Here is a 26,625-nt window from a genome sequence, read left to right as displayed (position 1 = left end):
ACAGATACCGGCACGCTCACCATGTGTATTCGTCATGGCGGGTTGACGCATAGCCGAATTGCGACGTTCGCCAATACGAAAGCGACTGAATTTTTTCGCGCTTTTCTGTCGATTTTGCGACAGCACTTGGCGTTTGCGGGACGGTTTGGCCAAGGGCGATGAATACGATCCGCTCAAAGGGCCGGCGCGGTCGCGCAGAGCCGCGGCGACCGGCCCGCAACCACTTTCGGGAAGTCAGTCGATGGTCGAGAATCTGGCAGTCGAGCAGGAGGCCGGCGCATCACGGCGCGCGCGCGGCGATCGTGGCGGCGCGGCGGCGCGGCGGGCGGCGCGGTCGGGAGGCGGGCCCGGTGCCCAACAGGCCTTCATCCACCGCAAGATCCGGCCCTATGAGGTGCTGGACGAGGAAGGCTTGGCGCTGATCGAGGCCAATGCCGACCGGGTGCTGGAGGAGATCGGCATCGAGTTCCGCGACGACGCCGAGGCCTTGCAGCTTTGGCGCGACGCTGGCGCCGAGGTGAAAGGCGAGCGGGTGCATTTCCCCAAGGGCCTGTGCCGGGCGCTGTTGAAGAGCGCGCCCTCCGTCTTCACCCAGCACGCCCGCAATCCGGCGCGTTCGGTCGAGATCGGCGGCGACGCGACGGTTTTCGCGCCGGTTTACGGGCCGCCCTTCGTGCGCGACCTCGACGGCAAGCGCCGTTACGCCACCATCGAGGATTTTCGCAATTTCGTGAAACTCGCCTATCTCGCGCCCTCGATCCACCATTCCGGCGGCACGGTGTGCGAGCCGGTCGATGTGCCGGTCAACAAGCGCCATCTCGACATGGTGCTGGCGCACATGACCTTGTCCGACAAGCCGTTCATGGGCTCGGTGACCGCGCCCGAGCGGGCGCAGGACACGGTCGAGATGTGCAAGATCCTGTTCGGGGCGGAATTCGTCGAGCACAACACGGTCGTCATCAACCTGATCAACGCCAATTCGCCGATGGTGTTCGACGAGACCATGCTGGGCGCGGCCAAGGTCTATGCCCGCAACAATCAGGCCACGATCGTCACGCCCTTTATCCTGGCCGGAGCGATGAGCCCGGTGACGGTCGCCGGAACCCTGACCCAGGTGCTGGCGGAAGTGATGGCGGGGGCGGCGTTTACCCAGCTCGTGCGGCCGGGCGCGCCAGTCCTGTTCGGCACCTTCGCCTCCTCGATTTCCATGCAGTCGGGCGCGCCGACCTTCGGCACGCCGGAGCCGGCGCTGGTCTCCTACGGCGCGGCGCAGCTTGCCCGGCGCCTCGGCCTGCCGTTCCGAACCGGCGGCTCGTTGTGCGCTTCCAAGGTGCCGGACGCGCAGGCGGCCTATGAAAGCGCCAACACGCTCAACGCGACCCTGCTTGCCGGCACCAATTTCGTGCTGCATTCGGCCGGTTGGCTGGAGGGGGGGCTGGCCTCCTGCTACGAAAAATTCGTGATGGACGTCGACCAGCTCGGCATGGCGCAAAAGCTCGCGGCCGGCGTCGACCTGTCGGAGAACGGCCAGGCCATGGACGCCATCCGCGAGGTCGGGCCGGGCAGCCACTATCTCGGCTGCGCGCACACCCAGGCCAATTTCCAGACCGCTTTCTATCGCTCCTCGATCGCCGACAACAATTCCTTCGAGCAATGGCAGGCCGAGGGCGAGAAGACCGCGCCGCAGCGTGCCAACGGGCTTGCACGGCGCTGGCTCGAAGGCTACGAGGCACCGGCTCTCGACCAGGGCATCGCCGAGGCGCTGAACGCGTTCGTGGCCCAGAAGAAGGAGTCGATGCCCGACGCCTTCACGTGAAAGAAGCCCGAGGACGGCCGGGCTAAAGTGGCCGACATCATCCACAAGGAGGTCTGGCGCTCCGCCATCAAGGGGCCGGACGGAGGGTAGGCATGCGCGCGAGGCGGCCGGTGCGGAAGCTGTTGCCGGGCATTATTGAGCGTGTGCGGTGATGGTTGCCGGGTCGGCGGGCGAAAGCCTGGCGGGGGCGCTCGCCGCGCATGGGCTGATGGCGCGCGGCGGCTTCGTGTTCGACGATGACGAGGCGGCGCCGGCCGGTCCTTCGGGGGCGGAGGCCACAGCGGTGGTGCTGGTCGGCCATGCCGGGTCGGCCATCTGGCAGCATATTTCGCGCTGGCGCGCCGCACAGCCGGCGGCTCTGGCCGACCCGCTCGATTGCTGGTCGCGCGCAACGATCGGCACGATCGCCAAAAGATTTTCGGCACGGGCGGTGTTTCCGTTCGAAAAACCGTTTTTGCCGTTCCAGCGCTGGGCGATGCGCGCGGAGGGGCTGAAGCCGTCGCCGCTCGGCATCCTGATCCATCCCGAATACGGCCTGTGGCACGCCTATCGCGGGGCGCTGCTGTTCGAGACACGAGTGGCGGAGGCCCGTCCTCAGGCGATGATTCACGCCTGTGACGCATGTGTCGAAAAACCTTGTCTTTTTGCTTGCCCGGCCGATGCGGTCTCGGCGAGCCGTCACGACCCCGACGCCTGTCTTGCCCATCTGCGCTCCGGCCGTGGCGGTGCCTGTCTCGGCCGTGGCTGCCTGGCGCGGCTTGCCTGCCCGGTCGGCGCCGGCTGGCGTTACGACGACGCCCAGCAGGCTTTCCACATGCGCGCATTTGCCGGCGCTCCAGTCGATCGATAAACCGGCCGGGCGCGCATCGAGCGCCCTGCGCGCCGGACATGGAGAGATCGAGCATGGAGACGCATTCGGCCCCCTTGACCGGTGACGGCGCCGAGGGACCGGGCCTTCGCCGCGTGATGGGGCCCTGGCTCTTGCTGCTGTTCATCGTCGGCGACATTCTCGGCACCGGCATTTACGCCTTGACCGGCAAGGTGGCGAACCAGGTCGGCGGCGCCGTGTGGCTGCCCTTTCTGGTGGCGTTCGCGGTCGCGCTGGTAACGGCGTTCTCCTATCTGGAACTCGTCACCAAATATCCGAGGGCCGCCGGGGCCGCGCTCTATACGCACAAGGCGTTCGGCATCCACTTCCTGACCTTCATCGTCGCTTTCGCGGTGATGAGTTCGGGCATCACGTCGGCGTCGACCGCCTCGCGCGCCTTCGCGGCCAATCTGTCGGAAGCGTTCGACCTCGGGCTGCGGGACGGTGCCGGCCTGACGCTGGCCGGGCTCGTCTTCATGGCGATTATCGCGCTGGTCAATTTTCGCGGGGTCAGCGAAAGCGTGAAACTGAACGTCGTGCTGACCATGGTCGAGCTCAGCGGCTTGCTGATCATCGTCGTGATCGGGTTCTGGGCGATCGGCGCCGGGCAAGGCGATCTCGGCCGGGTGCTGGAGTTCAAGACCGTGCCCGGACAGGGCGTCGTCTGGTCGGTGGTCGGGGCAACCACGCTCGCCTTCTTCGCCATGGTCGGCTTCGAGGACTCCGTCAACATGGCCGAGGAGTGCCGGGACCCGAGCCGTATTTTTCCCAAGGTGCTTTTGGCCGGCCTGCTGATCACCGGGCTGGTCTACATGCTGGTCTCGATCTCGGCTGTCGTGCTGGTGCCGCCGGACGAACTGGGCGAGGGCGAGGCGCCGTTGCTGAAGGTGGTGCAGGCGGGCGCGCCGTCCTTTCCAGTCGGCCTGTTCGGCTTCATCACCATGTTCGCCGTGGCCAATTCGGCGTTGATCAACATGTTGATGGCAAGCCGGCTGCTTTATGGCATGAGCCGCGAGCGGGTGCTGCCGGCGCTGCTCGGGCGGGTGCATGCCGGCCGGCGCACGCCGCATGTGGCAATCGGGTTCACCACGCTGTTGGCATTCGGTCTGCTCGGGTTCGGCGGCGGCGTGCCGGCGCTCGGGGGAACCACGGCGCTGCTGCTTCTGGGCGTGTTCACGGTGGTCAATGTCGCGGTGCTGGTGCTGCGGCGCGATCCCGTGGCGCACAGCCATTTCAAGGCGCCGACGGCGCTGCCGGTCCTTGGCGCGGCCTCGTGTGCCTTTCTCGCCGGGCCGTGGACGGGGCGCGACCCGGTCCAGTATAAAATCGCGGCGGTGCTGATCTCGATCGGGATCGGGCTGTGGCTGATGACGGTGCTTGTCGAGCGCGGAACGGGCCGGGCGCGGGAGCGCGGCTGAGGCGGGGCTGCCGCTGGGCGGTGGCGGCGCCTGAACGGCGCCGGCGTCAGCGCGGCAGCCCGGCTTTTTTTAAGCCGTCGACGAAGCGGTTCCAGTCCGACGGATCCTTGTAGGGCAGGACCCGCTCCTTCTGTTCCAGCGAATAGTGCGGATTGACCTCGAACACCTCGTTCCACAGTCGGCGCGCCTCGTCGACGCGGCCGAGATGGCCGTAGGCGGAGGCGAGCATGGTACGGGAGAGGTCGGTGTCGGGCTGCCTGAGAATGCGCTCGCGCAGATAGCGCGCCGCCGTTTCGTAATCGCCCTTCATGAAATAGGCGTGGCCCAGGAAATGCAGCCACATGTCGGGATAGAGCGGGTCGAGGCGGATCGCCTTTTCCAGGCTTTCCACCGCCGCGTCGGGCTCATGCATATAGACCAGCATGTTGCCGCGCGTGGCCAGGAGCTCGGAGTCGTTGGGCGCCAGCGCCGTTGCCCGGCCCAATTCCCCGCAGGCCTCGTCGAGACGGCGCTTCCACAACAGCGCGACCGCATAGGCGCGGCTGGCCAGGGGGTCGTTGGCGTCGAGGTCGATCGCCTTGTGCGCCAGGTCGAGGGCGTGGTCGAGCGAGGCGTCCGGGTCGGGCGGCCAGGCGTTGGTGTAGCTCATGAGGTGAGCGAAGGCGAGGCCGACATAGGGGGCGACGAAATCGGGATCGAGCGCGCGCGCCCGTTCGAACATGGCGATCGCCTCGTCCTTGCTGGCCGGGCTGACGCTGGCCATGAGCTTCTCGCGGCCGTGCAGGGCCATGTCGTAGGCCTCGACATTGGCCGAGGGCTTGGTGCCGAGCCGATCCTTCTCGCCGAGGTCGAGCCTGACCTTCAATTCGTCGACGATCGCCAGGGTGATCTCGTCCTGGATGGCGAAAATATCCTCCAGCACACGGTCGTAGCGCTCGGCCCAGACATGGCCGCCGGTCGCGCCGTCGATCAGCTGCGCCGTCACCCGGACGCGGTTGCCGGCCTTGCGCACCGAGCCTTCCAGGACGTGGCGCACGCCGAGTTCGCGCGCCACCTGCTTCACGTCGACGGCGCGGCCTTTGTAGGTGAAGGAAGAGTTGCGGGCGATCACCATCAGCCGCGAGACCTTCGACAGATCGGTGATGATGTCCTCGGTGATGCCGTCGGAGAAATAATCCTGTTCGGCATCGCCGCTCATATTGTCGAACGGCAGCACCGCGATCGACGGTGCGTCGGCGATCACCAGGCGCTCGTCGTCGGCGGCGGCGCCGGCGTTGCGGGCGAGGCTTTTCGGATTGACCGCGTAGGTGCGCACCGGTTCGGCGATGTTCTTGACCTCGCGCAGGCCGCGATCCTCGAAATCGAGATCGAGCTTGTGGCGGACCTGGTCGTAGACCGAGGCGGAGATGCAGATGCCGCCCGGCCGGGCGATGCTTTCGATCCTGGCCGCGACATTGACGCCGTCGCCCAGCAGGTCGTCGCCCTCGACCACCACGTCGCCGAGATTGATGCCGATGCGCAGGCGCATCGGGTCGCCGTCCGAACCCGGATCCGCCGCCGCGATCGCGTCCTGGACGTCGACGGCATACTGGACCGCGTCCACGGCGCTGGGGAACTCGGCGAGCAGTCCGTCTCCGGTCGACTTGACCAGTCGGCCGCCATATTCGGTGATCCTGGGGTCGAGCAAATCGCCGCGCAACCGCTTCAGCCGCGACAGCGTCGCCGCCTCGTCGGCGCGCATCATGCGGCTGTAGCCGACGATGTCGGCAACCAGAATGGCGGCTAGCCGACGCTGCACGCGGTGCTGGCTCACGGGGCGGGCCTTTCCATGGCTGTCGAGTCTGTCCAAAATTATCGGGCGCTCCGGGCAAAGTCCATTGGCCGAACGGGCGGGCGGGGCGATGATGCCAGTCCGGTCGCGGGGCCGCGCTGGCGCTGGGAATCGGCCGCGGCGATGTCGCCTATGTGGTCGCGGCGGAGGGATTTCACAAGGGCAGGGGAGCGAGCTGGTGACATCACGTGAACGCGAGCGCATGCAAGCCGGCGATTGGTATCGCTGCATCGATGACGAATTGGACGGCCTGCGCGCGGCGGCCCGGGCGGCCGTGCATGCGCACAACAGCGCCCATCCCGCCGTGCGCGGGGCGCTGGCGCCGGCACTCGGCGCGCTTTTCGGGCGACTGGGCGACGATGTGTTCATCGAAGCGCCGTTTCACTGCGCCTACGGGTTCAATCTGTTCGTCGGCGACCGGGTCTATTTCAACACCGGCTGCGTTATCCTCGACACGGCGCCGGTTACGATCGGCGCCGGCACCATGTTCGGCCCATCGGTCCATATTTATTGCGCCGACCACCACCGCGATCCGGTTCTGCGCGGGCAGGGCCTTGAACGGGCGCTGCCGGTCGCGATCGGCAGCGACGTGTGGGTCGGCGGCGGGGCGATCATCCTGCCCGGCCTGACCATTGGCGACGGCGCGATCGTCGGCGCGGGCGCGGTGGTCACGCGCGACGTCGCGGCGGGGGCAACCGTCGCCGGCAATCCGGCGCGGCCGTGCTGAGCTCGGCCGGCGCGCGCCGTCACGGACGGGTTTTATGCGCGCTCGTCTCGCGCGTGTGCGCGGCAGGGGTGGCAAGGGCGAACAGTGCGAAGGCCATGGCGATGATAGAAAAGCCGCCGCGGGCCGTGTTCCAGCCGGTCCAGGCGGGGGAATAGGCGCGCCACATGTCGGCCGCCGGCAGGCCGTTGCCACCGTCGCCATAGGCGGCGAGCGCCTGGTTGAGCGGCACGTTGACGACAATGGTCGGCGCCATCGCGCCGGCCAGATAGGTTAGCGTCGCGAGGCCGGCGGCATAGGCTGCCCGCCTTCTGCCGGCCTGCCAGCACAGGAGGGCGGCGCCGGCGGCCACGGCGGGCGTTACAAAGAAGCTGGTAAAAAACACCGGATTGCGGACGGCGCGGTTGATCTCCTGCATCGCCTCGATCGCGGCGGCGGGACGCGCGGCGTCGAGCCCCGGCATCACGCAGACGGAAAAGGCATAGAAAAAACCGGCCATCGTGCCCAGCATCAAGGCGGCGAGGAGGAGGGCGATGCTTGCGCCTTTGTCGGTCATCGCCGTTCGCTCCGCGTGCCGCTGAGGGCCTTGCCCAGCCGGACAGCGATGACGACGACGGCGATCTCGGCGGCGATGACGGCGGGCCAGATCTTGGCGATCGCCGGATCGAACCATTTTTGCGGGCCGAAGGAAACCAGCGCCAGCAGGGCCGCCAGGAGAGCGAAAGCCGAGCCGGGCCGGCTTTGTTCGTCGTCAAGCAGCAGCGCGGTCAGCGCCGCCGAAATCGCCACGGCGAGAAACGGCGCCATGCCGAACGGAACGATTTCGGCCGGTGGGTGCGGCGGCGTGCGGGTGAACAAGGCCCACAGCATCACCGCCTGCAGGACGATCAGTACCGCGAGCGCGGCGCGCGTCGGCGTGGCGGAGGCGGCAATCGGCATGGGAGGCTCCTTATATCCGTAAAGATGTGTACGATTTGACAAATACGTATTCGCATGTACGGGTGTTGTCAAGCAGCGTATCGACATGGGGAGTGGCGCGTGCGGGCAGAACGACAGCGGGCGCGGCAGCGCGAGATCGAGGCGGCCGCCTACGCGGTGCTGGCCGAGAAGGGCTACAAGGCGACCTCGATGCTCGCGGTGGCCAAACGGGCGTCGGCCTCGAACGAGACTCTGTACCGCTGGTACGGCAGCAAGCAGGCGCTGTTTGCCGCTCTCGTGAAGGCGAATGCGCGCGCCGTGCGCGAGCAACTCGACCGCAGCCTCGAGCACGACGGCGACGCGCTTGGCGCGCTCGGGCAGATCGGGCCGCTGCTTGTCCAACTGGTCGCCGGCGACAGGGCGGTGGCGCTCAACCGCGCCGCTGTCGGCGATGTCGACGAGACCGCCACGCTCGGGGCCACGATTGCTGAAAGCGGCCGCGCGGCGGTGGTGCCGCTGCTCCAAAAACTGATGCAAAAGGCGATCGATGCGCGCCAACTTGTGGAGACGGACGCGGCCGAGGCGGCCGAGACCTATATCCGCCTGCTGATCGGCGACCTTCAGATCCGCCGCGCGATCGGCGTGCTGCCGGCGCCGTCGGCCAAGGAGGCGCAGGAGCGCGCCGAAGCTGCCCTGCGCTTGTTTGTGAGGCTTTTTGGCCGACCGCAATCGCCCTGAAGCAGGCTGGGGCGTTTACTTTTGAATGGGCGAAAGCCGTGTTCGGCTTCAGCAGACCCCTGACACCAATCAATCGACGGCGTGGGTCAGCAATGCGGATAGTCCGGACAAAAGGTGTAGGCAGCAGGCTGCATTTCGTAATGGTATACCTGTGCTCCGGAGTGGCTATGACATGGTATTCTGGAAGCCAAATGACCGGTTTTGATCGTGATGATGAAACGCCAGCCTTGGAGATATAGCCGTGTCTGCACTCGACCGCGTACTTCCCAAACTTCTTCTCGTACTCTCGGCGTTCCTTCTGCTTTGGGGAGTTCTGGGGTTATTGGAATATTTTCTCCCCGTCTTGAGCCTCGGTTTGCAAAATAGAAAATTTCCAGATGGTTTACAGTTCGCCCATTTCTTTGCGATTATGCTCACGGGGATAGTTTTTGTTTTTGGCTATCTTAGGAAATGGCCGCATACGCCCTACGTGACGATCACCATGTATGCCGTATTGGCGACGCTCTGTTTTGTTGAAGTAATGGATTTTGGGGCATTTGGAGGTGGAACAACCGGTGTTCTGACAATGCTCTTGGAATATGCCACATATGTCGGACTTTCGATTTATTTGCTTCGGTCCACGGCGATGCGCGATCATTTTGGGCATGCTATGCATACGAGCAAAAAATAGGCTGTTGTGGACGTCTTGGACGGGCTCTGAGCGGCCGGGCAACCCTGCGGGCCAGATCGCCATCTCGGGAGGCAAGGCAGGCAGTGAAGTTTGACATGCCGGTGTGATTCAAGCTCCTAAAAGGAGTTGTGAACATGAGGCACGCGCGCTCCGTCGCCGAATGGCGGCCGATTTGCCCATCCGTCCTTGCAGGCCGCGAGCAGTTTCGTGTGGGGATGACGGGCGCGTCCTCAACGGTGTTTTCTGGGTCTTGCGGTCGGGAGCGCCACGGCGTGACCTGCCCGAGCGTTATGGTCCCTCAACCGGTTCGTTCGACGGCGTCATGCTGGGGGCTGGAATCGAAACCTTTCCGCAATCTCGCATCGGGACGAGGCTGCGCAAACACCCCGCCCGCCGGCAGTATCGTGATGCGGTCTGCTTTAGCCGGTACCTTTATGCCACCGAAACCACGTCGAGCGGTTCTTTGACCGGATCAAGCACTGTCGTCGCATCGCGACGCGTTATGAGAAACACGCCGCCAACGTCCCGGCCCTCGTCAATCGTGCGGCCATTCGGCTCTGGCGGCGCGTTTATCAATCCACGACCTCGTTTCGCTTTTGTCGGGAAATTTGCCCGGATTTTTCGCAACACCACCCAAGGAATGGCTGGATTGCATCGTCTAACGGACAAATGATGGCACTGATGCTTGCCGGCAACGATAGTGAGGACGACACACTGGTCGCGCAGGCGTGCGCTGGCGACCGGGCGGCGTTCGCGCGGCTCGTCGAGCGCCATTACGACTTCATCTACCGGGTCGCCTACCGCCGCATCGGGCGGTCGGCCGATGCCGAGGACATCGCCCAGGACGTGTGCGTGCGGCTCGGCAAGGCGATTGCCGGCTTTCGCGGCGAGGGCCGGCTTACCACCTGGCTTTACACGCTTACCCTGAATGCAGCACGCGACCATGCCCGCAAGGCCGCGCGCGAACAGGTCAAGGCGTCCGCCTATGCCGTTCACGCCCTGAGCGAGGCGGCTGCCGCCGAGAGCGCCGACGACGGGGCCGAAGCGTTGTGGGAGGCGGTGCGGCGCCTGCCGGCCAAGCAGTGCGAGGCGGTGCTTCTGGTCTACGGCGAGGGCCTGTCGCACGAGCGGGCCTCCGATGTGATGGGCTGTGCGGAGGCGACCGTCTCCTGGCACATCCACGAAGCGAAAAAGCGGCTCAAGGTCCTGATGGCGGACCGGGCCGGGGAAGGCTGATCATGGCCAAGGACGAACTGGACATCTTGCGCACGGCGCCCGTTCCCGAACCCGACGCGACGGCGCGCGACAGGGCGCTTTCGGCGGCGTTGACGTCGTTCGACGAAAATTTTGCCACTACACCCCAAGGATCGGCCGATACGCGGCGTCAAAGCTTCGGAACACAAAAAATTTGGAGCCGCCTCATGGACCGCAAATTCCTTTCCACGCCCGTCATCGCCAGCCTGTTGGCGCTGCCGGCCGCCGGCTACGCCACCTATTATCTAATGAATGACGGTCCGTTCGCGTTGCGCCAGGACAGGGCGGTGCAGGAAACGGGCGGCGGCCTGCTCGATCTCAACGGCGGCAAGGCCGGCGAGGACGATCGTTCGCTCGCCTTCGAGCCGGCGCCGGCCAGCCCGCGCGAGGAGGCCGAAATCGCGCTCGATTCGACCATGTCCGCGCCGCCGGTCGGCACGTTGCAGACGCTCGGCGGCGGAACGCGCGACCTGCGCGGCGGTGCGAACGCGCTGGCCAAGAAGCGTTATGCCGCGCCGCCGTCGCCCTCGGTGGCACCGCCCGACGCCATGCTGCTTCCCGTGGAAGACCGCGACCGGCTCGAAGCCTTCGACACCAACCCGGTCAGGTCGGCTTTGGAAAATCCGGTCTCGACGTTTTCGATCGACGTCGACACCGCGTCCTACGCCTTCACCCGCGCGACCTTGAAAAACGGCGCGCTGCCGCAGGCCGACACGGTGCGGGTCGAGGAGATGATCAACTATTTCAACTATGACTGGCCAGGGCCGCAGAATGCGGAAACGCCGTTCAATTCGACCGTCACGGTGATGCCGACACCCTGGAACGACCACACCAAGCTGATGCATGTGGCGATCAAGGGCTACGACGTGGCGCCGGCGGCGGAGCCGAAATCGAACCTGGTGTTTCTGATCGACACGTCGGGCTCGATGAACGCGCCCGACAAGCTGCCGCTTTTGAAATCGGCCTTCCGGCTTCTGGTCGAGCGCATGGATGGCGACGACACGATCTCGATCGTGACCTATGCCGGCAGTGCGGGAACCGTGCTCGAACCGACCAAGGGATCGGAGAAGGCCAAGATCCTGGGCGCGCTCGACCGGCTGGGCGCCGGCGGCTCGACCGCCGGGGAGGCGGGGCTGCGCGAGGCCTATCGCCTGGCCCAGGAGAGTTTCGTCGAGGGTGGCGTCAACCGGGTGATGCTGGCGACCGACGGCGATTTCAATGTCGGCCAGAGCTCGGACGAGGATCTCAAGCGGCTGATCGAAGACAAGCGCCGGTCGGGCGTGTTCCTGTCGGTGTTCGGCTTCGGCCGCGGCAATTACAACGACCAGATGATGCAGACCATCGCCCAGAACGGCAACGGCACCGCCGCCTATATCGATACGCTGGCCGAGGCGGAAAAGACGCTGGTGCAGGAGGCGACCTCGACGCTGTTTTCGATCGCCAAGGACGTCAAGATCCAGGTCGAGTTCAACCCCGAGGCGGTCGCCGAATACCGGCTGATCGGCTACGAGACCCGGGCGCTGAAGCGCGAGGATTTCAACAATGACCGGGTCGACGCCGGCGATATCGGCTCCGGCCATGCCGTGACCGCGATCTACGAGATCACCCCGAAGGGCAGCCCGGCGCAGATGATCGACGATCTGCGTTACGGCGAGGCCAAGGCCGACAACGATGCCGGCATCGCCCATGCGGACGAATATGCCTTCGTCAAGATCCGCTACAAGCTGCCGGACGAGGACGTCTCCAAATTGATCGAAACGCCGGTGACGGCTGCCAACGAGGTTGCCCGGTTCGGCGCGGCCAGCGACGACCAGCGGTTTTCGGTCGCCGTCGCCGCCTTCGGCCAGAAACTGCGCGATGCGGACCAGACCGCCGATTTCGGCTACGACCGCATTCTCGAAATCGCCACCGCCGCGCGCGGCGCCGACCCGTTCGGCTACCGCGCGGAGTTCCTCCAGCTCGTGCGCCTGGCCTCGGCGCTCGATGCCTCCAAGCGGTGAGGGCGATCGGGACGTCGCTTGCATGCTGCAATGGCTTGGGGCAGCAATCCGGCGTTCCTTTGGGCGGGTGAGGCAGGCCGGCGGGATTTTGGTCCCGCCGGCCTTTTTGCCAGCAAGAGGTCGTCTTTGGCCTGCAGACCGGTTTATCAGCCGCGCACGCGGCGGCGTTCCCGGCGGCTTTCGCCGCCTGCCGCCTGACCGCTCTGGTCGGCCGTCTTGTTGCGCAGCGGGCCGATGCGCGCCACCACCGCATCCACGCTCGGGCGCTCACCACGCTGATGCGCGTCGAGCGCGGTGCGCATGGCGGCCAGATGCTCGAACGAGGTGCCGCAGCAGCCGCCGATGATCTTCGCGCCGCCGTCGACGGCGAGCCGCACATAGTCGGCCATCAGCTCCGGCGTCCCGGAATAATGAATCTCGGAACCGCGGAATTCGGGGATGCCGCAATTGCCCTTGACGATCACGGTGGCGGCCGGATCGGCTTCGGTGATGTCGAACAGCGACGCCAGGATGTCGGAGGCGCCGACGCCGCAATTGGCGCCGACCCCGAGCGGGGCCTCCGCGAGATCCGCCACCACGCCGTGAATGTCGCAGGGCGCAAGCCCCATCATGGTGCGGCCGGCCGTGTCGAAGGAAGCGGTGAAGCTGTACGGCAGGCCGACGCGGATCGCGGCCTCGGCGGCGGCGCGGATTTCTTCGGGCGAGGACATGGTCTCGATCCAGGCGACCTCGGCGCCGCCCGCCTTCAGCCCCTCGATCTGCTCGGCGAAGGCCTCGACGGCTTCGGCATAGGTCATCGCGCCGAGCGGCTGCAATAGCTCGCCGGTCGGCCCGACCGAGCCGGCGACGATCACCCGCCGGCCGGCCGCGTCGGCGACGGCGCGGGCCAGTTCGGCCGCGCGCCGGTTCAGTTCGAAGACGCGGTCCTCGGCCTGGTGCAGTTTCAGCCGGTGGCGGGTGCCGCCGAAGGAATTGGTCAGGATGATGTCGGAACCGGCCTCGACGAAACCGCGATGCAGGGCGGCGATCTTGTCGGGCTCGGTTTCGTTCCAGAGCTCCGGTGCCTCGCCCGATAAAAGCCCCATCGCGAACAGGTTGGTGCCGGTGGCGCCGTCGGCGAGGAGCACGCCCTTTTCGGCCAGAAGGGCCTCGATCGGATTGGGCATCGGTCGTCTCTCAAAGCGATGGGAATTTACATAACGATATAAAGAAATCCTTATATCGCGTCAATCGCGCCGTGGAGGCAGGCTGGCGAGCGAGGCGGCATAGGCGGCGGCCTCGTGCGGGTTGATAATGGCGGCGCGGATCAGATTGTCGAAATGGCGCGTCAGCGTCTGGATGGCCGAGGTCGCGTTCAAGACCAGATACATGTCGCCGGCGAAGATCGCGGCGCGGTAGGGGCCGAAGATCGTGTAGGGGATCGAATAACGCGCCAGCCCGTCATACAGGAATAGCCGGAAGGCGGGGTAGAGCTCGTCGAGCAGGCGCGCCATATGCTCGAGCTGGGCGCGGCGCAGGCGTTCGGGAAATTCGTTCCACACCCCCATGCCGGCGGCGAAGATGTCGAGCATGTGGCGCGGCATGCACACTTCCATGTCGGTCTCCGGGCGGCGCGTATAGTCGATCCGGTACTGGGTTTCGTCGTACTGGCTTTCGCGGCTGCGGCTGGTGATGTTGGCCTCGTACTCGATCAGCGCGTCGGTGCGCAGAAGGTCGGGCAGGCCGGCCGGCACGTAGCGGATCTTGGTGCCCGCCGCCTCGGCGTGCCATTTCGCCAAAAGCGTGCGGTCGAAGGCGCCGCCGCCTTCCTCGATCTCGAAGGTTTCGCGGATTTCGCCGGTCAAGCCCTCGTCTTGGCTCAGCCCCAAAAGCCAGTCGAGCGACACGCGGTGGCGCTCGGCGATGTTCATCAGGGTCTCGGCGCGCGGCAGCCGGGTCGTGGCGCCGGACAGGAGCTGCGACAAGGCCGAGCGGTCGATGCCGACACCGGCGGCGAAAGCGGACTGATTGGCGCCGGAGCGCTGAACCAGCGCCTTCAGCCGCTCGCGGAATTGTCCGGAAAGATCGCGCTTGTCCATGGTCGTTTGCCTCCCCCGGCTGCCCCACGTCTTGGAACCGGTATTGTTTACAACAGTAAACATTAGATGGGCAATATGCGCAAAATAAACAATTCGTGCGCGTTCTCGCGTTGTCGGAAACAATATCTGCTGACATCTTCCTGTCAGGAATCGGTCGATTCCACAGCAAAGGCAATTGACAGGAATGAACCGAACATATTCTCGCGGCGGTCTTGGCGCCGTCGAATGGCCGACCGTGGCCTTGATCGTGGTCTGCTACGGCGCCTGGATCGGCATCGGCCTTTTCGTCTGGCCGCACTGGCCGTTGGCCGCGATCGTCTTGCTCGGCATCGTGCTGGCGCTGCAGGCGTCTTTGATGCACGAGGTCTGCCACGGCCACCCCACACGCAACGCGCGGATCAACGAGGCGCTGGTCTTTGTGCCACTCGGGCTGGTGTGGCCCTATCGGCGCTTTCGCTCGATCCATCTGCGCCATCACGCCGACGAGCGGCTGACCGACCCGTTCGACGATCCCGAAAGCTACTACCAGGCCCTGTGGCGCTACGAGGCGATGCCGGCGGCGATGAAGTTTTTGCTGCGCGTCAACAACACCATGGCCGGGCGCATGCTGCTCAACCCCTGGCTCGGCAGTCTCGGTTTTTTTATCACCGATGCCGGGCTGATGCTGCGCGGGGCCGGCGCGGTGCGCCGGGCCTGGCTGTTGCACGCGGCGGGGCTGGTGATCGTGGCGCCGGTGATCGTGTTCGTCTTCCACATGCCGCTCTGGCTTTACATCGTCGGCCCGGTGTGGATCGGACAGGCTTTGATCTCGGTTAGAACCTATGCCGAGCACCAATGGTCGGAACGGCCCGACGGGCGCACCATCATCGTCGAGCGCTCGCCGCTGGCGCTGCTTTTTCTCAACAACAATCTGCATCTCGTCCACCACACGCTGCCGCAGGCGCCGTGGTACCGGCTGCCGAGACTGTTTGCCGAACGGCGCCGGGAATGGATCGCCCGCAACGAGGGCTATGTGTTCGCCAATTATTTCGCACTCTTCCGCAGCTTCGCCTTTCGGGCGAAGGAACCGGTCGTCCACCCGGCGCTGCGTCGGGCGCCCGAGCCGGGCCGCGCTTTTCGCCCGCGTCAGCGCAGCCGCAGCGTCGACGGTGTCGCCGGAACGTCGCTGGTGCCCGCCAGGCCGCCGAAGGAGTGAGTCTTTTCCAAGTCTTGCGCGCCGGCCTTCGCCTTGCGCATAAGGGACGATGAGCGCCTTTATCGCCGCCTTGCCGATGTATGACTGGCCCGAATGCCGGGCCGAGACAGACGCCCAGTGGGCGGCGATGGCCGGGCGGCTGCGCGCGGCCGGCGTGGATGCGCCGGCGCAACTCGTGCGGCGCAACGCCGACATGCCGGCCGTGCCGGGCGGCATCCGCGACGCGGCCGGGGCGCTGATCGCGCCCGATCCGGCAACCCTGCCGCCGGACGGGCTCGATTTCGCCACGCTGTGGCGCCATCCGCGCCTGCTTGTCGCCCAGACCTGCTGGGGCCCGATGGAGGTGACCGGGCTCGCCGCCCATGTCGGCGTCGTCGGCCAGCCGGACTATTCCGCCTTCGAGGGCGGGGCCGGGCCGTTTTATTCGAGTGCGATCCTGATGCGCCGGGGCCAGGCCGATCCCGTCGCCGCGCCGGCCGAGGGCGGTGCCGTGCTGCCGCTCGAGCGGCTGCGGGGCGGGCGGCTTGCCTTCAACGAAACCGCGTCGATGTCCGGCCTGATCGCGCTTTCCCGCGACCTCGCCGCCGCCGGCGAAGGCTTCGATATCTTTGGCGACCGCATCGAAACCGGCGGCCACCGCGCCTCGATCGAGGCCGTCGCGGCGGGCCGGGCGGATATTTGCGCCGTCGACTGCCGGAGCTGGCGTTTGGGGAAACGGTTCGAGCCGGCCGCCGCCGACCTCGTGCCGGTTGGCTGGACCGCCCGGCGTCCGGGCCTGCCCTATATTTCGGCCGCCGCCCTGGCGCCCCTGCACGCGCGCATAGCCGGCGCGCTCGCCGCCGGCGGGCCGGATCAGCCGCTCAGCCGCGCGTCGAGCGGGTAGGCGGAGAGTTTTTCGAACCCGGTCTCGGTGATCAGCACCTGCTCCTCCAGTTTCACGCCCTCATGGCCGCCGAGCCGGCCGGTATAGCTTTCAACGCACAACACCATGCCCGGCACCAATATCTCGTCGGCCGGAATGTCGGGCTCGACGTCGTCGCGATAGGGAATGGTCGGGTATTCGTCGCACAGTCCGACCCCGTGATAGAGGCAGCCATAGCGGTTGGGCAGGCAGTCGGCCGGCAGGGATTTCGCCGTCTCCCACAAGTCGCGAAACGACAGGCCGGGCCGCAACAAGTCCATATTGTGGGCGACCTGGTCGGCGGCGATGCGGTAGAGCGCGCGCTGCTCGTCGCTGGGGCTGCCGTCGCCAGCGAGCCAGGTGCGCGACAGGTCGGCGCAGAACCCGTAGGGACCGATCAGATCGGTGTCGAAGGCGACGAGATCGCCGGCTTCGATGATACGCGCGGAGGATTCTTGGAACCAGGGATTGGTGCGCGGGCCCGAGGCCAGCAGCCGGGTCTCGATCCATTCGCCGCCGCGCACGATATTGCCGTGGTGAAGCAGCGCCCATAGGTCGTTTTCGCTCATGCCCGGGCGCAGGCCGGCCTCCATCTCGGCCATGGCGCGCTCGCAGGCCACGACCGCGCGGCGCATGCACACGATCTCGTCGGCGGACTTGACCGCGCGGGCGCGCTCGATCACCTGCTGGCCGTCATGCACCTTGATGCCGCGCGCGATCAGCGCCGCATGGGCGCCGGGCTGCAGGCAGTCGACGGCGATACGGCGATTGCCGCCGCAGGTCTCGGCGACGAGGGCGGCGACCTCGTCGGCCCAGCGGCCGATCCGCTCCTCGATCAGGTCGCCGCCATACATGAAGATCGTCGACAGGCAGGGCCGGACCTCGTCGACCACGCCGGCATGGTCCGACAAATGTTCGCTGTGGTGATAATCATAGAGGATCACCGGGCCGTCGGTCGCCACGAAGCAGAAGCGGGTGGCGTTGTGCGTCACCCAAAGCTGCATATTGGTGGAATCGGTGGCGTAGCGGATGTTGACGGGATCGTAGACGATCAGTCCCGCATAGTCGCGGCGCGCGAGTTCGGCACGCAGGCGCTCGAGCCGGTAGGTCCGCATGGCCGCCAGATCGGGTGCCGGAATGCCGGCGGCCGCCCATTCGGCCTCGGCGAGCGCGCCGTAGCCGAGCACATGTTGGTTAAGCGCGGCGGCCTTGTCGCGGGCGGCGCGCAACAATGCCGCATCGGGCTGGCCGGCGATCGCCGCATCGTCCGGCGAAAACGGCATAATCTTGCGATGCCGGCCGAAAAGGCCTTTGGGATCAGAAGTTTCCATGTCTCCTCCTCACAAGGAGACTGGCGCCGATCGTGGCCGTCGACAAGGCGCAAAGCCGACATGAACTGCCCGGATTCGGACCTTTGAGCGCGCCGGCGTGCGATCGCGCGGGCGCTGCCGGGTGCCGCCGCTTCAGGCCCTTTTTGCCCGCCCGCCGCCGGCCTTGCCTTCCGGCTTGAGGCGGATGCGCAGCGCGCCGCCCTCGGGATGGTCGATCTCGAAGGCGTTGGTCTTGCGCACCAGGTCGGACAGTTTGCGAAACCCGTAGGTGCGGGGATCGAAATCGGACGCCAGATTGGCCAGATGCGTGCCCACCGCCCCCAGCGGCACCCAGCCGTCGTCGCTGTCCATCTGCTCGATCACCTTGGTGATGATCGGGGTCGCGGCGCTCGGCGGCTGCAGCGGCTTGGCCTTTTCGGCGTCGGGCTCCTGATTGGCGGCCGCGCCCGGCAAGAGGTTTTCGGTGTAGATGAAGCGGCGGCAGGCCTGGCGGAAGCTTTCCGGCGTCTTGCGCTCGCCGAAGCCGTAGACGTCCACGCCCTGTTCGCGGATGCGGGCTGCGAGCCGGGTGAAGTCGCTGTCGGACGAGACCAGGCAGAACCCGTCGAACCGGCCGCTGTGCAACAAATCCATGGCGTCGATCACCAGCGTGATGTCGGAGGCGTTCTTGCCGGTCGTGTAGGCGAATTGCTGGTGCGGAATGATGGCGTGACGGGCCAGGATGTCGGCCCATCCCTTGGAGCGTGTGCCGGAAAAATCGCCATAGATGCGCCGCACGCTGGCCTCGCCGATCTTGGCGATTTCGTCGAAAAGGCCGTCGGCGATGCGCGCCGAGGCGTTGTCGGCGTCGATCAGTACGGCGAGGCGGGGCGAGCGGGTGTCGTTGGTCATGCTGGTATCCGTCGAGTCGGGGCCGGTTTGAAGGCGCAACAGACACCAGATGCGTCCGCCTCGCTACCCCCTCATCTTGTCGCCGCCGGGATCGAACGGCGCCTCGACCGTGATGCGCGCCGGCCGCCTCTCGCCCAAAATCTCGATCTCGAACAGGTTTTCGCTCTCCTGGTCGGCGAGTGCCGCCGGTACGTAGGCCTGCGCCATCGACAGCCCGACATGATGGGCGTAGCCGCCCGACGTCACCCAGCCGACCACGCTCCAGTCGCCGTCGCGGAGGCCACGCACCGACGAGGCGCCGTGATCGGCTTTGGAGAGCCGGGTCTCGGTCCCGCTGGCGTCGAAACGCGGCGCCCCGTAGCCGTGCGGCGGCTCGACCGTGCCGAAATCCTTTCCTTGAACGCGCGCCCAGACCGGCTCGTCGCCCATCACGTCGGCGTCGAGCGCATCGATGATCATCGAGACCCGCCGCAGCCCGGGGCCGTCCTTCGCCTCCTTCGCGGCCGCGTCGCGGCCGATGAAGTCGTTCTTTTCCAGCTTGACGAAGCGCTCCATCGCGCCCTCGAATGGTCCGTAGATCGGCCGGAGCTCGCGGAACCAGGTCGGAAAGTTCTTTTCAAGCCGCATCGACAGCAGCGCGCGCATGCCGAAATCGGTGATGCCGTGCTGTGCGCCGGCGTCCTTGATCGCCTGATAGACCAGGCGCTCATAAGCCGGCGGCATCCAGATCTCGTAGCCGAGGTCGCCGGTATAGGTGACGCGGTTGACCATGCAGGGCGCGCCGGCGACCGCCATCTCGCGGAAATCCATGAAGCGGAAGGCGGCGTTGGAGACATCCTCGTCGACCAGTTCCTGCAGCACGTCGCGGGCACGCGGCCCGGCGATCGATAGGCCGACCAGGGTCTGGTCGAAGCGGTGGATGCGCACCGACCCGTCCTTGGGCAGATGCTTTTCGAACCAGCGCATGTGATAGATGGCGGCGGCCGATGAGCCCCAGATCATGAAACGCTCGTCGCCGGCCTTGGCGATGGTGAAATCGCCGATCAGCTTGCCGAATTCGTTGAGCATCGGGGTCAGCACCAGGCGTCCCGGCTTCGGCATGCGATTGGTCATCAGCCGGTTGAGAAAGTCTTCCGCGCCGGGACCGGTGACCTGGTATTTGGCGAAATTGGCGATCTCGGTCACGCCGACGCGCTCGCGCACGGCACGCACCTCGCGACCGACATGCTCGAAATCGTTGGAGCGGTGGAAGGAGACGATATCTTTCGCTTCCGTGCCCTCGGGCGCGAACCAGAGCGGCGTTTCCAGTCCCCAGGAATCGCCCATGACGGCGTTGTTGTCGCGCACCATCACGTCGTAGAGCGGCGTCGTCTGGGCGGGCCGGGCGGCCGGCAGTTCCTCGTTGGGAAAGCGGATCGAAAAGCGCCTGGAATAGTTTTCGCGCACCTTGGCGTTGGTGTAGCGCAGGCTCGCCCACTCGCCGAAGCGGGCGACGTCCATGCCCCATACGTCGAAGCCCGGATCGCCGTTTACCATCCAGTTCGACAGCGCCAGACCGACGCCGCCGCCCTGCGAAAACCCGGCCATGACCGCGCACGCCACCCAGAAATTGGTCAGCCCCTGAACCGGGCCGACCAGTGGGTTGCCGTCGGGGGCGAAGGTGAAGGGGCCGTTGATGACCTGCTTGATGCCGGCCTTTTCGATGCCGGGGAAATGCTTGAAGCCGATTTCCAGCGACGGTGCGATGCGGTCGAGGTCGGGCTGCAGGAGCTCGTGGCCGAACTCCCACGGCGTGGTTTGCGGCGACCAGGGCTTGCAGGCCTTTTCGTAGGTGCCGAGCAGGATGCCGTTGCGTTCCTGGCGGGTATAGATCTCGCCCTTGAAGTCGAGCACGCCGACCATTTCGCGCCCGGTGGCTCGGTTGAACGCCTCCACCTCCGGCATGGGCTCGGTCAGCAGATACATGTGTTCCATGGCCAGCAGCGGCAGTTCGAGCCCGACCATGCGGCCGACCTCGCGCGCCCACAGCCCGCCGCAATTGACCACGTGCTCGGCCTTCACCGTGCCCTGTTCGGTGACCACGTTCCAGGTGCCGTCCGCTTCCTGGGTCAGCTCGGTGACGCGGTTCCTGAGCACGATCTCGGCGCCGAGTTTTTTGGCCGCCTTGGCGTAGGCGTGGGTGGTGCCGGAAGGATCGAGATGGCCCTCGACCGGATCCCACATCGCGCCGACGAAATTCGTCTCGTCCATCAGCGGAAACATCGCCTTGGCTTCCGACGGCGTGATCAGCTCGGTGTCCATGCCGAGATAACGGCCCTTGGCGTGGGCGAGCCGCAGGAAATCCATCCGTTCGGGACTGTCGGCCATCATCACGCCGCCGGTCAGATGCAGCGAGCAGGACTGGCCGGATAACTCTTCCAGCTCCTTGTAGAGCTGGACCGTATAGGCCTGGAGACGGGCTACGTTGGGGTCGCCGTTGAGCGTGTGGAAGCCGCCTGCGGCATGCCAGGACGAGCCGGAAGTCAGTTCGGAACGCTCGATCAGCATCACGTCGGTCCAGCCGGCCCGTGCCAGATGGTAGAGCACCGAGCAGCCGACGACCCCGCCGCCGATCACAACCGCTTTGACGTGTGATTTCATGCCTTTGTGTCCGCTTTCTTCAAACAATGAATCATGGTCTTCACATCGCGATTCAGGTGCTGGTCACGCCATCAGCGCATCCTCGAAGGGAAATTCCGACAACAGCTCCGTGCCGGTTTCGGTCACCAGGATCTGCTGTTCGAGCTTGACGCCCTCGTGTCCGCCGTCCTCGCCGATATAGCTTTCCACGCACAGCGTCATGCCGGGTTCGATCACGCCGTCATAACCGGCGTCGGCGAAGTCGGCGCGGTGGTAGAGATAGGGGTATTCGCCGGTCATGCCGCAGCCATGCGCCGACAGGTAGTAGCGATTGGCGTGGTAGCGTTCGGGAATGTCCCAGGCGCGTTCGGCGTAGTCGCGGAAGCTGAGTCCGGGCCGGATGATCGCCATGTTGTGCTCGACCTGCTCGCGGGCGGTCTTGTAGAGCGTGCGCTGCGCCGGGCTCGGTTTTGCGGGGCCGGAATGAAAGCTGCGCGAGAAATCGGAATAATAGCCGTGGCAGCCGACGACGTCTGTGTCGAGCGCGATCAACTCGTTCGCGCCGATGATCCGCGGCCCGCTCTCCTGAAACCAGGGATTGGTGCGCGCGCCCGACGACAGCAGCCGGGTCTCGCAATAGTCGCCGTCTTGGGCGATCACGGCCTGGTGCAGCACCGACCAGAGCTGGTTTTCGGAGATGCCGGGGCGGAGCGCGGCGCGCATGAGCGCAACCGCGGTTTCGGTGGCGCGCAGCGAGGCGCGCACGCATTTCATCTCCTCCGCCGACTTGATCGCGCGCGCCATCTCCACCGGCGCCTGCGCATCGACCAGCCTGACCCCGTGCGCGCCGAGCGCCAGGGCCGCGCCGGCGTTCATGCGCTCCAATCCGACCGTGGCGCGCGCGCCCACCAGCTCTTTCAGTGTCAGCGCCATCTCCTTGGCCCAGGCGCGTTCGCGCGCGGCGATGCGCGGCCCAGCGGCGACGAAGCTGGCGGTGAGCGCCGGCCGCACCTCGTCGACCGTCTCGAAACCGGCCGCCAGATGCATGCAGCCGGTGAACTCGTAGAGGATGGTGCGATCGCCGGTAACGAGCAGGTAGCGCGAGGGCGCGTTGCGGGCCGAAAAGACCTGCATGTTGCGCGTGCCGGTCGCATAGCGGATGTTGACCGGGTCAGACAGGATCAGGGCGGCGATGTCGCGTCGCGCCATTTCGGCGCGCAGGCGCGCCAGCCGGTAGCCGCGTACCGCGACCAGGTCGATCTCTTCGGTCTGCGGCGCGCGGTCGAGCGTGGCGATCTCGGCAAGGTCGCTGCGGCCCGCATGCCAGTCGAGCATGGTCATGGCGTCGCGGTTCCGCTTCAAAAATCCGTCGGGGCGCCGCCCTCGGCGATGCGGCGGTCGACGAAATCGTTGAGTTCCTCCTCGATCGCCGGGTCTATCGGCGGTTTTTCGTAGGCCGCCAGCCGTTCCTTCCACAGCGTGTTGGCGCGTTCGATGGCGGTCGGGCTGCCGGCGAGCTGCCAGTTCTCGTAATTGCGCCAGTCGGAGATGATCGGCGCGTAGAAGGCGGTCTTGTAGCGCGACTGGGTGTGGGGGGTGCCGAAAAAATGCCCGCCGGGACCGACCTGGCGCATGGCCTCGATGCCGAGCGCGTCCTGCGACAGGTCGAGCGGGCTCATGAATTCGGCCACCATCTGCAGAAGCTCGATGTCGAGCATGAGCTTTTCGTAGGAACATTGCAGCCCGCCCTCGAGCCAGCCGGCGCCGTGCATGAGAAGATTGCCGCCGCCCTGGATCGCGCCCCATAGCGAAAACACGCTTTCATAGGCGGCCTGGGCGTCGACTGTGTTGGCCGCGCAGACATTGGAGGTGCGGTAGGGAACCTTGTAGCGGCGGGCGAGCTGGCCGCCGACGAGCTGGGCCTTCATATATTCGGGCGTGCCGAAGGCGGGCGCGCCCGACTTCATGTCGACATTGGAGGTGAAGCCGCCATACCCGACCGGCGTTCCCCTTCTGACCATCTGCGCGAAGGCGAGGCCGGCCAGCGCCTCGGCGTTCTGTTCCACCAGCGCGCCGGCGACCGTGACCGGCGCCATCGCGCCGGCCAGCGTGAACGGGGTGACGATGACGGCCTGTCCGGCGCCGGCCATCTGGATGATGCCTTCCATCATCGGGATGTCGAGCTTGAGCGGCGAGTTGGTGTTGATGATGGTGAAGGTCGAAGGCTCGTTTGCAAGCTGTTCGCGGGAGATGCCGCGCGCGATGCGGGCGATCTCGATGCCGTCGAGATTGCGCTCCTTGCCGAGCGAATAGATGTGGAAGGCCTTGTCGGTCAAAAGCGCCAGGTCGCGGATGCATTCCAGGTGCCGTATCGAGGGATGGACGTCGATCGGCTCGACCGGATAGCCGCCCGTGCACTGGATGATGTTGTGCTGCTGACCGAGCTTGAGCAGGTTGCGGTAGTCGAGCTGGTTGCCGGGCCGGCGGCCGGAATCGGTGTCGCAGCAATTGGGCGCCGAGGCCATCAGCGAAAAAATGACATTGTTGCCGCCGAAGCGGACATTGTGTGCGGGGTTGCGGGCGTGCAGCGTGAATTCAGGCGGACAATGCGCCATCTGCTCCATGATCATATCGGCATCGAAACGCACCCGCACCGACCCGGGGGCGACGTCGGCGCCGGCCTTTTTCATCAGCGCGCGCGCCTCGTCGTGCAGCACGTCGATGCCGATCTCCTTGAGCACGCGCAGCGAGGCGAGATGGATGGATTCCAGTTCGTCGTCCGACATTAGCGCCGTCGGCTGGAACGGCAGGGCGTGCTGGCGGAAGGGGGGCTGGTCTATGCCGGCCGCCGCATGTCCCGCGCGCTTGCCCGCGCGTCCGCCGCGCCGTCCGCGCTCGCCGGTCGCTGCGGGAGGGGGCGGCGGGGTTTCAAGGCTCATGCGAGGCTCCGGCGTTGTTTCGAGGCGGGGGGGCATTGTCGCCGATCCCGGTCGTGCCGATAGGGGAGGCGGCGACCATAAGGGCAAGCAATGCGACATGGCGGCCGGTTGCCGCCAAGACAAATGCGACATCGCCGCTCCGGCCGGGCCAAGGGGCGCCGCGGCGCGTGCTTGAAGGCGCGCGCGATCTCGGGCATCCTGGCGCGATCATGCAGGCTTCGCCTTTCAAATCGCACACTGCGGGCGCGGCGATCACACCGTCGCCCAGAACGCGCCATGCCGAGCTTCTGCGGCTGTGCGCGCGTATCGGCTATTCTCCGCCCGGCCATGCCTGAATTCGCCACCGGCCTTGGCGCCGGATCGATTCACGCAAGGACGACACCATCATGACCTATCAGAACTATTCGCTTGCGCAGCTTCGCCAGGCCGACGCCGCGCATCATCTGCATCCGTTCACCGATCACAAGGACCTGCGCGCCGCCGGCAGCCGCATCATTGCCCGCGCCGACGGGCCGTTCGTCTATGACATGGACGGCAACGAGATCCTGGACGGCATGGCCGGGCTTTGGTGTGTGAATGTCGGTTACGGCCGGGACGAACTCGCCGAGGTGGCTTATGAGCAGATGAAGGAGCTGCCTTACTACAACGCCTTCTTCCGCTGTTCCACGCCGACGCCGGTTCTGCTGGCCAAGAAGCTGGCCGAACTCGCTCCCGACGGCATCAACCAGGTGTTTTACGGCTCGTCGGGCTCGGAAGCCAACGACACCGCGCTGCGGCTGGTGCGCCATTACTGGGCGCTGGAAGGCAAGCCGGAGAAGAACCGGGTGATCTCGCGCGACTGGGCCTATCACGGCTCGACGATCGCCGGCGCGTCGCTGGGCGGGATGGCGGCCATGCACGACCAGTTGCACGGCGCGGTGCCCAACATCGTCCATGTCATGCCGCCTTATGCCTACGAACTGGCCGAGGCGGGCGAAAGCGACGAAGATTTCGGCCTGCGCGCGGCGCGCGCGCTCGAAGACGCGATCCTGGAGGCTGGGCCGGACACAGTCGCCGCCTTCATCGGCGAGCCGGTGATGGGGGCGGGCGGGGTCAAGATCCCGCCGGCGAGCTACTGGCCCGAGATCCAGCGTATCTGCCGCAAATACGATGTCTTGCTGATGCTCGACGAGGTGATCACCGGTTACGGCCGCACCGGCGCCTGGTTTGCGGCACAGTCGATGGGCATCGAGCCCGACACGATCACCACCGCCAAGGCGCTCACCTCGGGCTACCAGCCGCTGTCGGCGCTCCTGGTCGGCGACCGCATCGCCACCACCCTGGTCGAGAAGGGCGGCGAGTTCTTTCACGGCTACACCTATTCCGGCCATCCGGTCGCCTGCGCGGTGGCGCTGAAGAACCTCGAGATCATCGAACGCGAGGGGCTGGTCGCGCGGGTGGCCGAGGATACCGGACCGTATCTGGGCGAGGCCTTGAGGCAAAAGCTCGGCGATCACGCGCTCGTCGGCGAAATCCGCAGTTTCGGCCTGCTGGCGGCGATCGAGATCGTCAAGGACAAAGAGACCAAGACGCGGTTCGATCCGGTCGGGCGCGCCGCCTCCCTGGTGCGCGACCACGCGATCGCCAACGGGCTGATGATGCGGGCCGTCAACGACACCATGATCCTGTCGCCGCCGCTGATCTGGACCAGGGAGACGATCGACATGGCCTGCAAGCGGATCGCAAGGGCGCTCGACCTGGCCGCGCGCGACCTGCGCGGCAGATAGGAAGAGGTCCCCGTGCGCCCCGCCTTTTTCTCCCGGCACCCAAGGGGCGGGCGCGGGGCGCACGGAAAAACGAGCCTTGCATGGAAGGGAGCGTGTTCATGGCCAACCCGCCGATCGTGAAACCCATCGACTACGCGGACGCCTCGCCCGAGGTCCGCGCCGTCTATGACGACATCATGGCGACCCGCAAAACCGACTGGATCAACAATTTCTGGAAGGTGCTGGCGCACGATCCGGCTCAGTTGAAGCGCGTGTGGGAAAGCCTGAAGGCTGTGATGGCGCCCGGCGCGCTCGACCCGCTGACCAAGGAACTGATCTATGTTGCGGTGTCGGCGACCAATGGCTGCGAATATTGCAGCTACTCGCACACGGCCGCCGCCCGCGCCAAGGGCATGAGCGAGGCGATGCTGATGGAACTGCTGGCGGTGGTCGGCATGGCCAACGAGACCAACCGGCTCGCCAACGGGCTGCGCCCGCAGGTCGACGCGGCCTTCTTGCCGAAGGGCTGACAAGGGCCGGCCGGCAAAGCGTGGAGCGCGCATGCGAAAACCGCGTTCTTCCGGGCGGGAGGAACGCGGTTTTGCAAGATACGCAGGCGTTTCGCGACAACTGATACGCTTGCGAAACGTACGACTCCGGTACGCGAGACCTGATCCGGAGCGGCGGGC

22 protein-coding genes and 2 pseudogenes are annotated in these 26,625 nt (G+C 66.2%); 14 read left to right on the top strand and 10 right to left on the bottom strand.

All coding sequences use genetic code 11. The annotated features are described in order from the left end of the window. The first annotated feature begins 241 nt into the window (after nt 1–241). From EP380_RS13130 to EP380_RS13120, 3 genes are all read left to right on the top strand, one after another. Nucleotides 242–1,816 (top strand): trimethylamine methyltransferase family protein, encoded by a 1,575-nt coding sequence (locus EP380_RS13130; RefSeq protein ID WP_127598940.1) that lies wholly within the window; start codon nt 242–244, stop codon nt 1,814–1,816. A 151-nt stretch (nt 1,817–1,967) separates the two neighbouring features. Further along, entirely contained in the window at nt 1,968–2,666 is a 699-nt protein-coding gene (locus EP380_RS13125) for a 4Fe-4S dicluster domain-containing protein (RefSeq protein WP_127598939.1), read from the top strand. Between the two features lie 53 nt (nt 2,667–2,719). Further along, nucleotides 2,720–4,102, top strand: coding sequence for an APC family permease (locus EP380_RS13120; protein ID WP_238719854.1), 1,383 nt, complete (start codon nt 2,720–2,722; stop codon nt 4,100–4,102). A 46-nt stretch (nt 4,103–4,148) separates the two neighbouring features. Here the strand turns inward: EP380_RS13120 and EP380_RS13115 are convergent, their stop codons facing one another. After that, nucleotides 4,149–5,915 carry an adenylate/guanylate cyclase domain-containing protein gene (locus EP380_RS13115; RefSeq protein WP_275069003.1) on the bottom strand — a complete coding sequence of 589 codons (1,767 nt, stop codon included), beginning with the start codon at nt 5,913–5,915 and terminating at the stop codon, nt 4,149–4,151. A 196-nt stretch (nt 5,916–6,111) separates the two neighbouring features. On the opposite strand from EP380_RS13115, the gene EP380_RS13110 reads away from it, so the two are divergent. Beyond that, on the top strand, nt 6,112–6,660 hold the full coding sequence (locus EP380_RS13110; protein WP_106571841.1) for a sugar O-acetyltransferase: 549 nt from the start codon (nt 6,112–6,114) through the stop codon (nt 6,658–6,660). Between the two features lie 19 nt (nt 6,661–6,679). On the opposite strand, the gene EP380_RS13105 is transcribed toward EP380_RS13110, so the two are convergent. Both EP380_RS13105 and EP380_RS13100 read right to left on the bottom strand, forming a co-directional pair. Continuing rightward, complete coding sequence (locus EP380_RS13105; RefSeq protein WP_164749845.1) at nt 6,680–7,213, bottom strand: anthrone oxygenase family protein; 534 nt, start codon at nt 7,211–7,213, stop codon at nt 6,680–6,682. After that, nucleotides 7,210–7,596: a hypothetical protein gene (locus EP380_RS13100; RefSeq protein WP_127598937.1), complete on the bottom strand. Its 387-nt coding sequence runs from the start codon at nt 7,594–7,596 to the stop codon at nt 7,210–7,212. Before EP380_RS13100 ends, EP380_RS13105 begins: the two co-directional genes overlap by 4 nt. 99 nt (nt 7,597–7,695) lie before the next feature. Between EP380_RS13100 and EP380_RS13095 the strand changes: the two genes are divergently transcribed. The 6 genes and pseudogenes from EP380_RS13095 to EP380_RS13075 all read left to right on the top strand — a co-directional run bounded on the left by EP380_RS13095 (nt 7,696) and on the right by EP380_RS13075 (nt 12,237). Continuing rightward, nucleotides 7,696–8,313, top strand: a complete 618-nt coding sequence (locus tag EP380_RS13095) for a TetR/AcrR family transcriptional regulator (protein ID WP_158264363.1) — start codon at nt 7,696–7,698, stop codon at nt 8,311–8,313. A 241-nt stretch (nt 8,314–8,554) separates the two neighbouring features. Continuing rightward, nucleotides 8,555–8,983, top strand: a complete 429-nt coding sequence (locus EP380_RS13090) for a hypothetical protein (RefSeq protein WP_127598936.1) — start codon at nt 8,555–8,557, stop codon at nt 8,981–8,983. A 190-nt stretch (nt 8,984–9,173) separates the two neighbouring features. Then, a pseudogene (locus EP380_RS24000) lies at nt 9,174–9,281 on the top strand (IS5/IS1182 family transposase); the annotation flags it as partial. Nucleotides 9,282–9,424: 143 nt separating this feature from the next. Beyond that, nucleotides 9,425–9,544, top strand: a pseudogene (locus EP380_RS23745) (IS5/IS1182 family transposase); the annotation flags it as partial. A 111-nt stretch (nt 9,545–9,655) separates the two neighbouring features. Beyond that, on the top strand, nt 9,656–10,219 hold the full coding sequence (locus tag EP380_RS13080) for an RNA polymerase sigma factor (RefSeq protein ID WP_164749857.1): 564 nt from the start codon (nt 9,656–9,658) through the stop codon (nt 10,217–10,219). 185 nt (nt 10,220–10,404) lie between these two features. After that, nucleotides 10,405–12,237 carry a vWA domain-containing protein gene (locus EP380_RS13075; RefSeq protein WP_420845861.1) on the top strand — a complete coding sequence of 611 codons (1,833 nt, stop codon included), beginning with the start codon at nt 10,405–10,407 and terminating at the stop codon, nt 12,235–12,237. Between the two features lie 146 nt (nt 12,238–12,383). Here EP380_RS13075 and bmt read toward each other — a convergent pair whose 3' ends face one another. Together bmt and EP380_RS13065 are read right to left on the bottom strand one after the other, a co-directional pair. Next, complete coding sequence (gene bmt / locus EP380_RS13070; RefSeq protein WP_127598934.1) at nt 12,384–13,403, bottom strand: betaine--homocysteine S-methyltransferase; 1,020 nt, start codon at nt 13,401–13,403, stop codon at nt 12,384–12,386. 60 nt (nt 13,404–13,463) lie between these two features. Further along, nucleotides 13,464–14,315: a helix-turn-helix domain-containing protein gene (locus tag EP380_RS13065; protein WP_127598933.1), complete on the bottom strand. Its 852-nt coding sequence runs from the start codon at nt 14,313–14,315 to the stop codon at nt 13,464–13,466. Nucleotides 14,316–14,499: 184 nt separating this feature from the next. On the opposite strand from EP380_RS13065, the gene EP380_RS13060 reads away from it, so the two are divergent. Both EP380_RS13060 and EP380_RS13055 read left to right on the top strand, forming a co-directional pair. After that, on the top strand, nt 14,500–15,510 hold the full coding sequence (locus tag EP380_RS13060; protein ID WP_127598932.1) for a fatty acid desaturase: 1,011 nt from the start codon (nt 14,500–14,502) through the stop codon (nt 15,508–15,510). Between the two features lie 49 nt (nt 15,511–15,559). Next, the gene (locus tag EP380_RS13055) at nt 15,560–16,393 is read left to right on the top strand and encodes a phosphate/phosphite/phosphonate ABC transporter substrate-binding protein (protein ID WP_127598931.1); all 834 of its coding nucleotides are present in this window, start codon (nt 15,560–15,562) and stop codon (nt 16,391–16,393) included. Here the strand turns inward: EP380_RS13055 and EP380_RS13050 are convergent. From EP380_RS13050 to EP380_RS13030, 5 genes are all read right to left on the bottom strand, one after another. Next, on the bottom strand, nt 16,363–17,742 hold the full coding sequence (locus tag EP380_RS13050) for a M24 family metallopeptidase (protein ID WP_106571679.1): 1,380 nt from the start codon (nt 17,740–17,742) through the stop codon (nt 16,363–16,365). The genes EP380_RS13055 and EP380_RS13050 overlap by 31 nt on opposite strands. Before the next feature lie 132 nt (nt 17,743–17,874). Continuing rightward, the gene (locus EP380_RS13045; RefSeq protein WP_106571680.1) at nt 17,875–18,633 is read right to left on the bottom strand and encodes an NYN domain-containing protein; all 759 of its coding nucleotides are present in this window, start codon (nt 18,631–18,633) and stop codon (nt 17,875–17,877) included. A 63-nt stretch (nt 18,634–18,696) separates the two neighbouring features. Further along, on the bottom strand, nt 18,697–21,273 hold the full coding sequence (locus EP380_RS13040) for a GcvT family protein (protein WP_127598930.1): 2,577 nt from the start codon (nt 21,271–21,273) through the stop codon (nt 18,697–18,699). 63 nt (nt 21,274–21,336) lie between these two features. After that, on the bottom strand, nt 21,337–22,593 hold the full coding sequence (locus EP380_RS13035) for a M24 family metallopeptidase (protein ID WP_127598929.1): 1,257 nt from the start codon (nt 22,591–22,593) through the stop codon (nt 21,337–21,339). 17 nt (nt 22,594–22,610) lie between these two features. Then, entirely contained in the window at nt 22,611–24,191 is a 1,581-nt protein-coding gene (locus tag EP380_RS13030) for a trimethylamine methyltransferase family protein (protein WP_106571842.1), read from the bottom strand. 386 nt (nt 24,192–24,577) lie between these two features. Between EP380_RS13030 and EP380_RS13020 the strand changes: the two genes are divergently transcribed. Together EP380_RS13020 and EP380_RS13015 are read left to right on the top strand one after the other, a co-directional pair. Beyond that, nucleotides 24,578–25,957 (top strand): aspartate aminotransferase family protein, encoded by a 1,380-nt coding sequence (locus EP380_RS13020; RefSeq protein ID WP_127598928.1) that lies wholly within the window; start codon nt 24,578–24,580, stop codon nt 25,955–25,957. A 98-nt stretch (nt 25,958–26,055) separates the two neighbouring features. Further along, nucleotides 26,056–26,466 carry a carboxymuconolactone decarboxylase family protein gene (locus EP380_RS13015; protein ID WP_106571844.1) on the top strand — a complete coding sequence of 137 codons (411 nt, stop codon included), beginning with the start codon at nt 26,056–26,058 and terminating at the stop codon, nt 26,464–26,466. The last annotated feature ends 159 nt before the right edge of the window (nt 26,467–26,625 follow it).

The organism is Nitratireductor alexandrii (genome assembly GCF_004000215.1).
Classification (GTDB): Bacteria; Pseudomonadota; Alphaproteobacteria; order Rhizobiales; family Rhizobiaceae; genus Mangrovimarina; species Mangrovimarina alexandrii.
The sequence above is the reverse complement of the archived record's forward strand: the minus strand, read 5'-3'. Positions and strand labels throughout refer to the sequence as shown.